Source organism: Dokdonella sp. (assembly GCF_017744955.1).
Lineage (GTDB): Bacteria > Pseudomonadota > Gammaproteobacteria > Xanthomonadales > Rhodanobacteraceae > Dokdonella_A.
Window position 1 is genome coordinate 301,786 of sequence record NZ_JAGIAG010000006.1, and the last position, 14,651, is coordinate 316,436.

The window sequence follows — 14,651 nt, forward strand, 5'->3', positions numbered from 1 at the left end:
TGGGTAGGCGGATCGCGCGGAGGTGCCGGTCGTCGCGCCCGATGCGCGAACGAACCGCCCTCCTCGATCCGTCATCGCATGCTAGAGACGGGTTCTCGTGCGGGTCTTGTGCAATTTCCCCGCTTGCACTGCGGAATTCGCACCAATGCGCTCGCCACGCTGAGCATGCGCGGCCGATTCGACACCGCTCCGCCCAGCGATGGAGATCGCTCCGTCCCTCGCGCCTGTCTGCACCGCTGGCGTCGTGCGAAGGTGGGGAGCCCGTCGGCCCCGCTCGCCGGCCGGCGACGTTCGTCATTTAGCAACGGGGAAAATTGCAATGCACTGCAAACGTTTCGTTTCTCGTGCGACGAAGGCGCTGTGCCTCGTCTCGCTGTCGTGGCTGACGATCGGCTCCGCCGTCGCGGCCACGGCCACTGAACAGTTCTGGCAGAACGTCCAGGCGCGCACGCCGCCCGCGGACGCGCCGCAGGTGTCCGTCTACCGCTCGCTGCGGCTCGACCTCGCCGAGCTGCGCGCCTACGTGGCGAACGCGCGCGCCGGCGGCGCCGCCTTCGAACTCGCCCTGCCGCTGCCCGGCGGCGAGTTCGCCCAATTCCTGGTCAGCGATTCGGGCACGATGCCCGCCGCGCTGCAGGCCAAGTACCCGCAGATCGTCAGCCTCGCCGGCAGCGACGCCGCCGGACGCAAGGTGCGCATCGACGTGTCGCCCTCGGGCTTCCAGGCGATGGTGTTCGATCGCGACGGCGCCTGGCTCGTGCAGCCGGAATCGCCCGCAGCGACGGACCGCTACATGAGCTTCCGCCGCGCCGACGCCGCCGGAGCGCGCGAACCGTTCCAGTGCGACGTGCACGGCGACGCTCACGAGGCCGTCGGCCAGAGCGTGCTGCCCGGTCCCGCGCCGATGACCGTCACCGGTGCGATCCAGCGCGACTACCGCGCCGCCTTCGCCGCGAACCACAACTACGTGACGAAGGTGTGCGTTCCGGCGAGCGCCGCGGTCGAATGCGGCCTCGCCGCGGTCGTCGTCGCCGTCAATCGCGTCAACGAAGTCTACGAAACCGAACTCGCCGTGCACCTGACCCTGCTCGACAACAACGACGAGATCATCTACCCGACCGCCGCCGGCGATCCGTACGGCAACACCACCTCGGCGGCGAGCCAGAACGTCAGCAACCTGGCCAGCGCGATCGGCAACGCGAACTTCGACATCGGCCACGTCTTCACCACCGGCAGCGGCGGCGTCGTCCTCGGCCTCGGCGTGACCTGCACCAGCAACAAGGCCGCCGGCACCACCGGCATGCCCAACCCCGTCGGCGATCCGTTCTACATCGACTACGTCGCGCACGAAGTCGGCCACCAGTTCGGCGCGGCGCACACCTACAACTCGGTGTCGAGCGGCTGCACATCCGGACAGCGTTCGTCCAACTCGGCCTATGAACCCGGCAGCGCCTCGACCATCATGGGATACGCGAGCCTGTGCGGCGCGAACGACCTGCAGCCGCACAGCGATCCGTACATGCACGCGCGCAGCCTGGCACAGATCCAGACCTGGGTCGAAGGCACCGGCGGCTCCTGCGCGGTGGACACGCCGAGCACGAACGCAGCTCCAATCATCGACACCGCCAGCCTGCCGAACGGCTACACCATCCCGGTGCGCACGGCTTTCGCCCTGACCGGCTCGGCCAGCGACGCCGACGCGGGCGACACGCTCACCTACAACTGGGAGCAGTACGACCTTGGCCCGGCGACGGACCTGTCGCAGGGCGACACCGGTCGCGGGCCGATCTTCCGCTCGTTCGACGCCACGGAAAGCGGCACGCGCGTGTTCCCGCGCATGCAGAGCGTGCTCGGCGCCGCGCTGGTCAAGGGCGAGACCTGGCCGACCACGACGCGCGATCTCAACTTCCGCCTGACCGTGCGCGACAACCACGGCGTGCCGGGCACGCCGCAGTTCGGCGCGACGCAGAGCGGCGACGTGCTGGTCAAGGTGGTCAACACCGCCGGCCCCTTCGCCGTCACGCGACCGAACACGCTCATCACCTGGGGCCGCGGCGAGACGCACGCGGTCACCTGGGACGTCGCCAACACCAGTGCGGCACCGGTCAACTGCACGGCGGTCGACATCGACCTTTCCGTCGACGGCGGCACCACCTGGCCGGACGCGCTCGCCACCGGCGCTCCGAACAACGGCCGCGCCGACGTCGTCGTGCCGTCGCAGCCCGACACGACGCAGGCGCGCGTGCGCGTGCGTTGCGCCGACAACATCTTCTTCGACGTCTCCGACGTGAACTTCAAGATCGCGGCGACCGGCGACCCCGACCCGATCGCGGCGACGGCCAGCGTGACGCCGGGCAACCTCGGCTTCGAACTCGAGGTCGGCGCGAACTCCACGCAGACGCTCGACGTCGCCAACATCGGCGACGCCGGCACCACACTGAACTACACGATCGCCGAATCGAGCGACGGCTGCGCCACCACCGGCGACGTGGCCTGGCTCAGCGCGACGCCGACCGCCGGCAACGTCGCCGGCGGCGCCAGCGCCAGCGTGATCGTCGGCGCCGACGCGACCGGCCTCGGCGCCGGCACGCAGTCGGCCAGCCTGTGCGTGACCACCGACGACCCGGCGCACGCCGCGTTCACGATTCCGGTCGAGCTGACCGTGACCGCACCAGACAACGACCAGATCTTCAAGGACGGCTTCGACGGTTCCGGCCCGGCCGTCTGCGAACCGACCCAGCTGCTCGGCGACCCCAGCTTCGAGATCACCGGCGGCGGCGACACGATCTGGAACGGCGAGGACAGCGGCGGCTCCGGCCCGCCGATCTGCGACGCCGACTGCAACTCGCCCGACGAGAGCTACCTGGCACGCACCGGCGACTTCTTCGTCTGGCTCGGCGGCTGGGAAGAAGCCAACACCGCCTGGCTGAGCCAGAGCGTGGTGTTCCCGCAAGATCAGCCGCGCTGGCTCAATTACTGGATGATCAATCTGATCGGCGACGACCCGAGCGCGAGCCTCACGCTCAGCATCGACTCGACCGTCGTGCACACCTTCCCCGCCGCGACCGGCGAAACCGCCTACCGCGTGCACAGCGTGGAAATCCCCGCCAGCTACCTCGACGGCCAGACGCACACCGTCCGCCTCGACTGGTCGGCGCAGGCGCAGGGGGGAGCGGTCGGCGAAGCCATCCTCGACGACGTCACCCTCGACTGCGCGGCGGCTCCGGCGCATCTGCCGCCGTCGCCGTCGCTCAAGATCGGCAGGCGCGTGCGGCGCTGACCGGTCGCCGCAGGAACGGGAGATCCCGCGAGGCGCAGGCCTCGCGGGATTTTTTTGGAGTCGCCTCCGCGATCGTCCGCGATTGCGCTCGCGCATCAAGACGCGGCAGCGCGCGATGCGCCTTTGGAACGCCCGCCTACGGCGCCCGCGGCCGCGAGGCTCGATCGATCAGCCCGAACCCACCGGCGTATTGTCCGGATGCAGCCAGCCCGACTCGCCGTCGGCGTAGTGCTCGTTCTTCCAGATCGGCACGCGCCGTTTCACCTCGTCGATGATCCAGCGGCAGGCGGCGAAGGCGGCGTCGCGATGATCGGCGCTGGCGCCGACCCAGACGGCGAGATCGCCGATTGCGAGCCGGCCGACGCGATGCACGCAGCGCACCTCGCGCACGGCGAAGCGTCCGGCGGCCTCGGCGAGGATCGCCTCGCCCTCGTCGGCCGCCAGCGGCGCATACGCCTGGTAGTCGAGCCGCAGCACGGCGCGGCCGTCGTTGTGGTTGCGTACCCAGCCTTCGAAGCTCGCGTAGGCGCCTGCGGCGGCGTGGTCGAGCGCGCGCCGTTCGACGCCGACGTCGATCGCGGTTTCGAGCAACGAAAAACGTTTGTCGGACATGTTCATCTCATTTTGGCCGTGCCGGATTCATGCGCGTTGCCGCGTGCGCAGGACGCGGCGCCGGCAGCGGGCTCTCACCCGCCGCTGACCGGCGGAAGGAACACGACCTCGTCGCGATCCGACAGCGCGTGATCCCAGGCGACGAAGGCGCCGTTCACGGCGACGCGCAGGCGATCCGCGGCGAACGGGAAGCGATGCGCCGCGGCGACTTCGGCGTACAGGTCGCGCGGCGTGCCGGCCGCGCTGTCGCGCACTTCCTCGGCGCATCCGGCGCGATCGGCGAGGCTGGCGAAGTACAGCAGCCGATAAGTCATGAGCCCGCTCTCACGCGACGGCCCTGCCCTGCTTCACGCGCCGCTTGCCGCCGCTCTTCTCGAGCAGACGCAGGCCGTCGATGACGATCTCGTGCGACAGCGCCTTGCACATGTCGTAGACGGTCAGCGCGGCGATGCTGGCGCCGGTCAGCGCCTCCATCTCGACGCCGGTCTTGTGCGTCAGCGCGACCGTGCAGCGGATGCGCAGCTCCCGCTCGCCGGCGAATTCCGCCTCGATGCGGCAGTTCTCGATCGGCAGCGGATGGCAGAACGGAATCAGCTCGTGCGTGCGCTTGACCGCCAGCGTGCCGGCGACGATCGCGGTGTCGACGATCGGTCCCTTCTTCGAACGCAGCCCCTGTTCGCGCAAGGTCGCGGCGACCTCGGCCGGAAAGCGCACCAGTACCTCGGCCACGGCTTCGCGCCGCGTCGGCGTCTTGTCGCCGACGTCGACCATCGTGGGACACCCGTCCGAATCGACGTGGCTCAGTTCGCGATCCGTCATGTCAGCCTCCGATGGCATACATTTCCACGTGCTCGCGCGAGGCGGACGTCGCTTCGCTGCGCAGCTCGCTGTAGCGGTCCTCGCGCGCGCTCCAGACCGCGCGGATCAGGCCGGCGAGTTCCGCATCGCCGATGCCGGCGCGCAGCGGGCCGCGCAGGTCGTGGCCGCTGCCGGCGAACAGGCAGGTGTAGAGCCGGCCGTCCGCGGACAGGCGCGCGCGCGAGCAGTCGCCGCAGAACGGTTCGGTCACCGAGCTGATGAAGCCGATCTCGCCGCCGCCGTCGGCGAACGCGTAGCGCCGCGCCACCTCGCCGCCGTAGTTCGGCTCGAGTTCGCGCAGCGGCCAGCGCGCGGCGATGCGCGCGCGCAGCTCGGCGCTCGGCACGACCAGGTCGCGGCGCCAGTCGTTGCAGGTGCCGACGTCCATGTATTCGATGAAGCGCACGATGTGGCCGCTGCCGCGGAAGCGCTCGAGCAGGCCGAGCACTTCGTCGTCGTTGGTGCCGCGCATGACGACGACGTTGAGCTTGAGTGGCGCGAACCCGGCGCGCTCGGCCGCGGCGATCGCCTCCAGCACGACGCCGACTTCGCCGCGCCCGCCGGACATGCGGCGGAAGGTTTCCGGCACGATCGTGTCCAGGCTCAGCGTGATGCGCTGCAACCCGGCTTCGCGCAACGCCTGCGCCTGCGGCGCGAGCAGGCTGCCGTTGGTGGTCAGCGCAACATCGTCGATACCGGGCACCGCGGCGAGCTTGCGTACCAGTTCGGGCAGGTCGCGGCGCAGCAGGGGCTCGCCGCCGGTCAGGCGCAGCTTGTGCACGCCGAGCGTGGCGAAGATGCGCGTCAGCCGCTCGATTTCCTCGAAGCGCAGGCGCTCGGCCTTGCTGAGGAATTCGTGGTCGCGCGGATACTGGTCCTCCGGCATGCAGTACGGGCAGCGGAAATTGCAGCGATCGACGACCGAGATGCGCAGATCGCGCAGCACGCGGCCGCGCAGGTCGCGCTGCGCGGCCGGGCCGAATCCCAGCGGAATCGCCGGCGCGTCCACGTCAGCCGGCCTCGACCGGCTCGATCATGCGCAGCGCCGGCGCCAGCGCCGCCACCTCGTCGCGGCGCGCGACGCGGTAGCCGCGCATTTCCATCACGACGGCGTCGGCGAGGCTGGCGTAGTGGTAGAGCGTCAGGCGCTGGCGCAGCTCGGGCGGATATTCGCGCTCGAGGTCGTCGACGCCGGTGTGCGAGGGATTGCCGATCACGCCGCAATCGTGCGCGACCAGTTCGTCGTGCGCCGCGTAGCGGCCGAGCATTTCGGGAATCGGCCGCGTGTCGCCGGTCCACACGAAACTGCCGGCGAGCGACAAACCGAAGGAAGTATTCGGCGCGTGATGACGCGTCCCGAACACGTCGAACCACAGGCCCTCGTGCCAGAAGCCGCGCGACAGCGGCACCAGCGAGAACGCGTCCCAGAAGTTCGCGCCGCCTTCGGCCAGCACTTCCGGATAGTCGGCGATGCGCGCCTGCAACAGCGTCACCAGCGCCGCGTGCGCGTACACGCGCACGCGGCCGCGCAAAGCGGTGTCGAAGTAGGCCCGGTAGAACAGGCGCTCCAGGCCGCCGACGTGGTCCATGTGCGTGTGCGTGACGTAGATCGCACGCGGCGCCTCGCCGTAGCGGTCGAGATAGGCGGACAGCGCCTCCGGTCCGCAATCGATCATCAGCAGCGGAGCGCCGTCGCGTTCCAGCACACCGCAGGCGGAGCCGAGCTCGGGCGACTGCGCGCCGCCGACGCCGAGGAAACGCAGCGCGAGGCTCACGACGCCGCTCCGCGCGACGCCGACTCCGGCCGCGCCAGCGCCTCGTGGTACGCGGCGAGCAGCGGATGCCAGAAGCGCGCGTCGAAGTCGCCGACGCGCGCGGCACCGAGCTTGTCCAGCGAACGGCGCAGGCGCGCCAGATTGGCCGCCTGCCAGGACAGGCTCGGCTTGCGCAGGCCGCTGCGGTCGAAATCGATCAGCCAGACCGTGCCGTCGGCGTCGATCAGCACGTTGTGCGCGTTCAAGTCGGCGTGCCAGACCCGGGCCTCGTGGAACGCGGCGATCGTGCGGCCGACGTCGTGCGCCAGCGACGGCGTCAGCGAACCGTCGGCGAGGCGCTCGGCCAGGGTCCGCGCGTTGGCGATGCGCCGCGTCAGCAGGTCGGCGCGATAGCGCATGCCGTCGCGCACGTAGCGCGCGGCGACCGGGCGCGGCACCGGCAGCCCGGCATTGGCCAGGCGCACGAGCAGGTCGAACTCGCGGAACGCGCGCGTGCGGCGCGCCCCGGTCCACAGGTAACGGTCCGAGCTGAAATGCGCGACGAGCCCGCCGCGGTGATAGTGGCGCAGCACGCAGGCGCCGGCCGGCGTCTCGACGAAGACCGCGTTGCCACGCCCGGCGCTCGGCCCGTCGCCGCCCGCGCTCCAATGCGCGCCGTCGAACCAGCGCTCGTCGGGCGTTGCGGCGAGTGCGCGGTCGTGGACGATCGCTCCGTTCGCGGTCGATTGAACTTGCGCCTCGATCATGCGTCTGCCAAGTTGCCGGTTTCACGCGGGGCATGGAACTCCACCACCCGCCTTCCAAAGACAGATGGTAGCAAGCGTTCCATGGATCAAGCTGCACCCGCGGGCGAGGCGCCCGAATCGCTGTGCCTGCTGCGCACCTCGGCGCTCGGCGATGTCACCCACATCGTGCCGTTGCTGCGCACCCTGCAGAGCCACTGGCCGCAGACGCGGCTGACCTGGATCATCGGCAAGCTCGAACATCGCCTGGTCGGCGACCTGCCCGGCGTCGAGTTCGTCGTGTTCGACAAGAACGCCGGCCGCGCCGGCTTCCGCGCCGTGCGCGAGCAGCTCGCCGGGCGGCGTTTCAGCGCGCTGCTGCACATGCAGGTCGCGCTGCGCTCGAACCTGCTCAGCGTCAGCGTGAAGGCGCCGCTGCGCATCGGCTACGACCGCGCGCGCTCGAAGGACCTGCACGGATTCTTCGTGAACTGCCGCATCCCGGCGCGCAGCGGCGAGCACGTGCTGGACGCGATGGGCAGCTTCATCGAACCGCTCGGCCTGAAGCAGACCGAGGTGCGCTGGGACATCCCGATTCCCGACGCGGCGCACGAATTCGCGCAGGCGCACCTGCCCGGCGACACGCCGACCCTGCTGGTCTGCCCGGTGTCCAGCCATCGCCTGCGCAACTGGCGGCCGGAGCGCTACGCCGCCGCGATCGACCACGCCGCGCTCGAACTCGGCTGGCGCGTCGCACTGTGCGGCGGTCCGAGCGCGTACGAGCGCGAGTTCGCCGACGCGATCCTCGCCCGCGCGCAGGCACGCCCGCTCGACCTGACCGGCAAGGACACGCTGAAGCAACTGCTCGCCCTGCTGCAGCGCGCGACCCTGGTGCTGTGCCCGGACTCTGGGCCGATGCACATCGCCAATGCGGTCGGCACGCCCGTGCTCGGCCTGCACGCGGCCAGCAATCCGCATCGTTCCGGGCCGTACTCGGACCGGCGCTGGTGCGTCGACCGCTACGACGCCGCCGCGCGCAAGTTCCGCAAGAAGCCGGCCGCGGCGCTGCCGTGGGGGACCAAGCTCGAGCACAAGGGCGTCATGGACCTGATCGAGGTCGACGACGTGATCGAGCGGTTGCAGGCGTTCGCGGCCTGGCGCGCCGCTCGACAGGGGTAGGCACGGCAGGCTTCTCGCCCCGGAATCGAGGCTTGTCGGTGATCGTGCGTCGGCGATCCGACACCGCCGCGATCACCCCATGATCAATTCCCGCAATAGATCCCAATCCGTCTGCCGTATCGGGCTCGGCGCGAAGGTCTGCAGATAGAGCCAGGAGAAATAGTAGGCTCCGACGACTGGCCCGAAGAGCACGCCCTCCCGTCCCAGCTCCACGGGGCGCTGCGTCTCGTACGGCATCCGATTGGATCGGAAGAAGCGCAAGAAATCCGCTCGCGCGCCCGGATCGTCGCAGCGGATGTAAGAGACCTCGTCGACCGTTTCCGCCCTCGCCGTCTGCGCGACGTGCCGCAGGAAGGGCCATTGCAACGGGTAGTCCGCGACGGATTTGCGCAGCGAGGTCAACTCCCGCAACAAGTCGAGATCCTGCAGCAGCCACGCCGCGTACGCCGATGTCAGCATGCGTGCGTAGAACGAGCTGTGCAGCGTTTTCTTGTTCGAGGGACACCTGTCGATGAAGAAGCGCACCAGCCGGCGCAGCACCGGACGATCCGGAGCCGCTGCCTGCAACGCCGTCTGCGCCGCGGCCACGTTCAAAGCCGCCTCCATCGGCAGCAGCGTGATGTTGCCCTTCGGATCGAACGCGAGCCCCAGCAACCTGTCGCGGTTGTCGATCAGCGCCTGGATCAATTGCCGTTCCATCCCGTTCGCCTGCCGCGCGCAGAGCATCTGCAAGGCACCGCGCAGGGCGAACGACGTGCTCGTGTCGATGCCCGTCGACCTGGGCGAGCTTCCGTCCAGCTTGCTTACCAGACGACTCGTGAACTCCTCGTCGGGCGGTTCGAACTCGATCCGGGAAAGCGCCTCCTTCCAGAGACCGCTCACGCTGCCGAGTTCGTCGATCATTTCGAAATTCTCCGGCGTATCTCCTAGCCGGCGATCCGGCTGCGGCGAACCTCGGCAGCGGTCGCTCAGCGATAGTCCTGGTAGGACTTCTCCTCGACCAGCGTCGAACCGAGCTTGTCGTTGATCGCGCGCTTGATCGCGGCGCGCTCGTCGTTGGTGACGTAGACCGAGCGCGCGAGCTCGACGAACTCGGCGTCGAAGGCCTTTGCCTTCTCCTTGACGCGGATGCGGTCCTCGATGTCCCACAGCGCCTCGTTGACCGCGCGCAGCTGCGCGCGCTCGGCGCCGATGTCGGTGTGCGAGGCGGCGTCGGCGCTCCAGGTCGCATCGAGCAGGTCGAGTTCGGTGCGCACGTTGGCGCGCTTGGCCGCGTCGCCGATGCGTTCGGCCTTGATCTCGAGAATCGTGATCTTGTCGATCAGCTCGCCGTAGGAAACCGGAACGGAAATGGTGCTCATGAGTGCGACCGCATGCCTGGATGCCGAACGAGCCGGCGATCATGGCGAGCGCGGCGCGCAGGGTCAATCGTGCGGGCTGCGCCGAAGGAAAAGCCTTCGACGCGGATCAAATCCGATCAAGGCGGATCAAGGCGAAAATCCAAGGAATTCCTGGCTCGATCCACGTCCTCTCCGCGTCGATCCGCGTCCAGCTTTCGCTCCTTCCCGCTAGAAATTCCAGATCGCCGAAGCCAGCCAGCGCGAATGCGCCGGACGCCCATGATCCCCGCCTTCCCACCAGTAGTACGGCGCGGCGCCGTCGGTCCACACGCGCGCGAAGGCGAGATCGACGTCGCCGATGCCGTAGCTGAGCCCGACGCTGCCGTAACGGTAGTTGGCGTCGCCGCTGCGCGCGAGATAGGCGTAGCCGAAACCGGCGTCCACGGCGAGGCGGCCGGCGATCGGCTGGCGCAGGCTCAGCTCGGCCCAGGCGGCGAAACCCTTACGCTGCGGAATGGTGTAGGCGTAGACCGCGCTGCGGTTCGAGCTCATCGCCAGGCTCAGGGCCCAGCGGCCGCGATAGCCGATCGCCGCGTTGACCTCGTCGTAGCGCAGCTCGCTGCGCCACTCGTTCCACGGCTCCTCGTAGCGCGCGTAGCCGACCTTCGCCGCCCAGTTCTCGTCCAGCTGCCAGCGGCGGTCGATGCGCAGCACGATCTGCGCGGCGGGGGCTTCGTATTCGGGACGTTCGGCGCTGGCGCCGAGGCCGAACACCCATTCGTTGCCGATTTCATAGCGCAGATCGGCGAGCCAGGCCGGGCGATCGAGCGTCAGGCTGCGGCCGCGGTAGAGATTGTTGCTGGCGAGGCCGAGCGAGCCGCTCCAGCCGTCCGCCCAGGCCTGGGAGGCGGAGAAGCCGAGCGTCGGGCCGGCGAGAATCGCCCACATCGTCGCCGCGACGCCGCGCGTGCGCCGCCTCTTGCCTGCCGCCATGCTGTCCCCATTGGTTGCCGCCGGCGATCCTAGCCGTTTCCACGCCGGTTTCGAGATGCATCCAGTGCGAATCGGACTTGGCGCAACCTTCCCGTTCACTCATGGTACATACGACGAGCAACCGCTGGCCGGGGGACGGCTCTTGAACGCGCCGCACGAACATCGCAGCAACACCCCGCCGTCCGAGGACACCCGCGCGGAGGCCTCCGCGCGCGACCTCGAATGGCTGCGCCGCGTCGCCGGCGGCGATCGCGTGGCGTTCGAGCGCCTGTACCTGCACCATCACGGCCGCCTCACCCGATTCCTCGCCCGGCACACGGCGCGGCGCGACCTGGTCGAGGAGATCGTCAACGAGACGATGTGGGTGGTCTGGCGCAGCGCCGGCGAGTTCCGCGGCGACGCCAAGGTCGCCACCTGGATCATCGGCATCGCCTACCGCCGCCTGATGAAGGCGCTGCGCGACCGGCCCGAGCCGCTGGAACTGCCGACCACGCTCCCCGACGAGGCCGGCGACGGCCCCGGCGAGGCCGAACAACGCGAGCTGCGCGACTGGGTCCGCCACGGCCTGCTCGCCCTGCCGCCCGACCAGCGCATGACGATGGAGCTGGCCTACTATCTGGGCCAGTCCTGCGAGGAGATCGCCGCGATCATGGACGTCGCCGTCGGCACGGTGAAGGCGCGCCTGTTCCATGCGCGGGTACGCCTGCGCAATACGCTGCCGGCGCTCGGCGGCGACACTCCGCCCGACGCGCACGCCGCGCGAGGATGAACCGATGACCGCACCGATCCTGCTCCATCGCCAGCTCTGGGACCTGATCCCCTGGGTCGTCAACGGCAGCGCCGACGCGGCCGAGCGGCAGGCGCTGGAAGAACACCTGCCGCAATGCGCCGACTGCCGCGAGGAATACGCGTTCCAGACCCGGCTGCACGCCGGCATCGCCGTCGAGGCGCCCGACGCGCCCGAATCCGACGCGCAGGCCGGCCTGCGCCGGCTGTTCGCGCGCATCGACGCGAGCGCCGACGCGGACGCGTTCCAGACGGCGGTGTCGAACGCGACGCAGCCGCGCCGCTTCCGCCTCGGCAGCCGCGGGCTGATCGCCGCGGTGGTCGTGCAGGCGGTCGGCCTGGCGCTGTTCGCCGCGCTGCTGCTGCAGCGCGAGCGCGCCGGCGCGCACTACGAGACCCTGACGAGCACACCGGCGCAGGCCTCGCACGCGACGATCCGCCTGGTACCGGCGCCGACGCTGACCCTGGCCGAGCTGCAGACGATCCTCGTCGCGGAAAAACTGCAGATCGTCGAAAGCAACGCTTCCGGCTCGATCTACGGACTCGCACCGGGCGCCGACGCGCCGGCCGTGGCGACGGCGCAGACGATCGAGCACCTGCGCCGGCAGCCGGGCATCCTGCTCGCCGAACCGATCGCGTCACCGGCGGCGCGATGAACGCGCCGCTCGCCCGCCGCCTCGCGTGGTCCGTCCGCGGCTTCGCCGGCATCGTCGTCTCGCTGCTGACGAGCCTCGCCTGGGCGGCGGCGCCCACGCCGCAGAACCAGCTGGCGCCGCAGCGCATGCTGATCGTCGCGATCGCCGAGAAGGCCGACCCGGCGCCGTCGGTCGGTTCTACCCCGCGCGGCTACGCCGGCCTGCCGAACTACAGCGGCAGTTCGCGCAGCATCGCCGGCGCGGCGCGGCTGGCGCACGACTATCAACTGCACGAAGTCTCGGCCTGGACGATCAACTCGCTGCGCCTGCGCTGCATGCTGTACGAGATCCCGCCGGCGGCCGATCGCGACGAGCTGCTGACGCGACTGCGCAGCGACGAACGCGTGCGGCTGGCGCAGCCGCTACAGAGCTTCGACACGCTGACCACGCCGTCGGAAAGCGGCGCGACGGGCGCCTACAACGATCCCTACGTCGGCCTGCAACGCGGCTTCAGCGCGATCGGCGCCGACCAGGCGCAGCGCTGGAGCAGCGGCGCCGGCGTGCGCGTCGCGCTGATCGACGCCGGCGTCGACGCCGCGCACCCGGACCTGCACGAGCGCATCGCGGCACAGCGCGACTTCGTCGACGACCCGGCCGCGCCGGCCGCCGACGATCGCCACGGCACCGAGGTCGCCGGCGTGATCGCGGCCGTGGCGAACAATCGCGTCGGCATCGCCGGCGTCGCGCCGGGCGCGCGCCTGTACGCGTACCGCGCCTGCTGGAGCACGCAGGCCGGTGGCTCCGCGGCGCGCTGCAATTCGTTCACGCTGGCGCTGGCGCTCGGTGCGGCGATCGACGCCGGCGCGCAGATCATCAATCTCAGCCTCGGCGGCCCTGCCGATCCGCTGCTCGAACAACTCGCCCGCCACGCCGTCGAGCGCGGCGCGATCCTGGTCGGCGCGGTGCCGCCGAGCCGGCGCCGGGACGGTTTTCCGCTGAACGTGCCCGGCGTCATCGCCGTCACTGACGCCGACGAGACGCCGCCCGGCGACGGCGTGCTCGCCGCGCCGGGCCGCGAGATCCTCACCCTCGAGCCCGGCGGCCGCTACGACTACGCCTCCGGCAGCTCGCTCGCCGCGGCGCACGTCAGCGGAGCGATCGCGCTGCTGCTGCAGCTGAACTCGCGCCTGTCCGCGCGCGACGCCTTCGCCCTGCTCGAAAGCAGCGCCGCCGGCGCGGCGATCGACGTCTGCAGCGCGGCGACGGCGCTGCGCCGTTCGGGCGAGGCCTGCCGGCGCGCCGCGCTGGCCGCCGTGCCGGCACGCGAAGCGCCGCGGAATCGCTGAGCCGGCCGGGCGCGACGCTCGCCGCCACCGCCGCGTCCTGCTACCGATCGGCTCGCCCGTCGCGCCTTCGCTCGCGGCGTCGACGGCACATCCATCGGCACTGCGATCGGGCGCGACGAGCCGCTACCATCGGCGATCCTGACCACGGCCCGGACGCATTGCGCCGCGCCGGCGTCGCTCCGGCACGGACACTTTTCGTTTTGGCGCAACTCCGCTTCGAATCCTTCCTGCTCGATCCGGCCCGGCGCGAACTGCGCCGCGGCGAGGAGCGGCTGACCCTGCCGCCGAAGGTGTTCGACTGCATCGCCTACCTGGCCGAGCACCGCGAGCGTGCGGTCGGACGCGACGAGCTGATCGCGGCGGTGTGGGGCCGCACCGAAGTCACCGACAACCTGCTCGACCAGATCATGCTGCGCGCGCGCCGCGCGCTCGGCGACACCGAAGGCGAACGCCGCGTAATCCGCACGGTGCCGCGCTTCGGCTTTTCCTGGGTCGCGCCGACCAGCGTGGTCGACGGCGACAGCGGTTCCGCGACGGCGGAAGCGCAGGAAACGCAGGCCGCGTTCGAACCGCCCTCGCCGAGTGAGAACGACATCCCGCCTGCGCCGATCCCGCCGCTGGCCGCGCCCGCCCGACGCGCGCCGGCGTACGCGATCGCCGCGCTGCTCCTGCTGCTCGTCGTCGCCGGAATCGCCGCCTGGATCGTCCGTGCGCCGCCGGCGAGCGCGCCGGCGAACGCGGCGAGCAACCTCGCCATGCTGCTGCCGGTCAGCGTCGACGCCGACCCGCGCTACGCCTGGGCGCGGCTCGGCGCGATGGACCTGATCGCCGACCGCCTGCGCGGCTCGGGCCAGCCGATGCTGCCGAGCGACAACGTGATCGCCCTGCTGCGCGGACGCGGCGAGAAGCCGGTCGACGCCGGCGCCGCGCAGGAACTCGCGCGCAGCACGGCGGCGAGCCTGGTGCTCGGCGCCGAAGCGCAGCACGCGTCCGGCTACTGGCGCGTGACGATCCGCAGCCTGCACGGCCGCGATCCGCCGCTGCTCGCCGACGGCGAGGCGCGCGACCTGCTCGAGGCCGCGCGCGCCGCCGCCGACCGCGCCGCGCGCGCGCTCGGCCTGACGC

15 protein-coding genes are annotated in these 14,651 nt (G+C 70.8%); 6 read left to right on the top strand and 9 right to left on the bottom strand.

What is annotated here, in order from left to right; genetic code table 11:
- The first annotated feature begins 319 nt into the window (after nt 1–319).
- Nucleotides 320–3,280 (top strand): reprolysin-like metallopeptidase, encoded by a 2,961-nt coding sequence (locus J7520_RS14660; RefSeq protein ID WP_291189549.1) that lies wholly within the window; start codon nt 320–322, stop codon nt 3,278–3,280.
- 168 nt (nt 3,281–3,448) lie between these two features.
- On the opposite strand, the gene J7520_RS14665 is transcribed toward J7520_RS14660, so the two are convergent.
- The 6 genes from J7520_RS14665 to J7520_RS14690 all read right to left on the bottom strand — a co-directional run bounded on the left by J7520_RS14665 (nt 3,449) and on the right by J7520_RS14690 (nt 7,271).
- Nucleotides 3,449–3,892, bottom strand: coding sequence for a molybdenum cofactor biosynthesis protein MoaE (locus tag J7520_RS14665; RefSeq protein ID WP_291189551.1), 444 nt, complete (start codon nt 3,890–3,892; stop codon nt 3,449–3,451).
- 74 nt (nt 3,893–3,966) lie between these two features.
- The gene (locus J7520_RS14670; RefSeq protein WP_291189553.1) at nt 3,967–4,206 is read right to left on the bottom strand and encodes a MoaD/ThiS family protein; all 240 of its coding nucleotides are present in this window, start codon (nt 4,204–4,206) and stop codon (nt 3,967–3,969) included.
- A gap of 10 nt (nt 4,207–4,216) precedes the next feature.
- Nucleotides 4,217–4,729, bottom strand: a complete 513-nt coding sequence (gene moaC, locus J7520_RS14675) for a cyclic pyranopterin monophosphate synthase MoaC (RefSeq protein ID WP_291189555.1) — start codon at nt 4,727–4,729, stop codon at nt 4,217–4,219.
- Entirely contained in the window at nt 4,713–5,759 is a 1,047-nt protein-coding gene (gene moaA, locus J7520_RS14680; protein WP_291189557.1) for a GTP 3',8-cyclase MoaA, read from the bottom strand. Before moaA ends, moaC begins: the two co-directional genes overlap by 17 nt.
- A gap of 1 nt (nt 5,760) precedes the next feature.
- Nucleotides 5,761–6,525 (bottom strand): MBL fold metallo-hydrolase, encoded by a 765-nt coding sequence (locus tag J7520_RS14685; protein ID WP_291189559.1) that lies wholly within the window; start codon nt 6,523–6,525, stop codon nt 5,761–5,763.
- Nucleotides 6,522–7,271 (bottom strand): 3-deoxy-D-manno-octulosonic acid kinase, encoded by a 750-nt coding sequence (locus tag J7520_RS14690; RefSeq protein ID WP_291189561.1) that lies wholly within the window; start codon nt 7,269–7,271, stop codon nt 6,522–6,524. Before J7520_RS14690 ends, J7520_RS14685 begins: the two co-directional genes overlap by 4 nt.
- An 81-nt stretch (nt 7,272–7,352) precedes the next feature.
- Here J7520_RS14690 and J7520_RS14695 point away from each other — a divergent pair, with 81 nt between their 5' ends.
- Entirely contained in the window at nt 7,353–8,426 is a 1,074-nt protein-coding gene (locus tag J7520_RS14695; RefSeq protein WP_291189563.1) for a glycosyltransferase family 9 protein, read from the top strand.
- Nucleotides 8,427–8,498: 72 nt separating this feature from the next.
- On the opposite strand, the gene J7520_RS14700 is transcribed toward J7520_RS14695, so the two are convergent.
- The 3 genes from J7520_RS14700 to J7520_RS14710 form a co-directional block, all read right to left on the bottom strand.
- Nucleotides 8,499–9,329, bottom strand: coding sequence for a hypothetical protein (locus tag J7520_RS14700; protein ID WP_291189565.1), 831 nt, complete (start codon nt 9,327–9,329; stop codon nt 8,499–8,501).
- Nucleotides 9,330–9,394: 65 nt separating this feature from the next.
- Nucleotides 9,395–9,787: a DUF6165 family protein gene (locus J7520_RS14705; RefSeq protein WP_291189567.1), complete on the bottom strand. Its 393-nt coding sequence runs from the start codon at nt 9,785–9,787 to the stop codon at nt 9,395–9,397.
- Between the two features lie 207 nt (nt 9,788–9,994).
- A complete protein-coding gene (locus J7520_RS14710; protein WP_291189569.1) occupies nt 9,995–10,759 on the bottom strand; it encodes a hypothetical protein in 765 nt (254 codons plus the stop codon).
- Nucleotides 10,760–10,985: 226 nt separating this feature from the next.
- Here J7520_RS14710 and J7520_RS14715 point away from each other — a divergent pair, with 226 nt between their 5' ends.
- From J7520_RS14715 to J7520_RS14730, 4 genes are all read left to right on the top strand, one after another.
- Nucleotides 10,986–11,528: a sigma-70 family RNA polymerase sigma factor gene (locus tag J7520_RS14715; RefSeq protein WP_291189587.1), complete on the top strand. Its 543-nt coding sequence runs from the start codon at nt 10,986–10,988 to the stop codon at nt 11,526–11,528.
- 4 nt (nt 11,529–11,532) lie between these two features.
- A complete protein-coding gene (locus J7520_RS14720) occupies nt 11,533–12,201 on the top strand; it encodes a zf-HC2 domain-containing protein (protein WP_291189571.1) in 669 nt (222 codons plus the stop codon).
- On the top strand, nt 12,198–13,526 hold the full coding sequence (locus tag J7520_RS14725; RefSeq protein ID WP_291189573.1) for a S8 family serine peptidase: 1,329 nt from the start codon (nt 12,198–12,200) through the stop codon (nt 13,524–13,526). Before J7520_RS14720 ends, J7520_RS14725 begins: the two co-directional genes overlap by 4 nt.
- 200 nt (nt 13,527–13,726) lie before the next feature.
- A partial coding sequence (locus J7520_RS14730; RefSeq protein WP_291189575.1) for a winged helix-turn-helix domain-containing protein occupies nt 13,727–14,651 on the top strand: 925 nt, incomplete at its 3' end.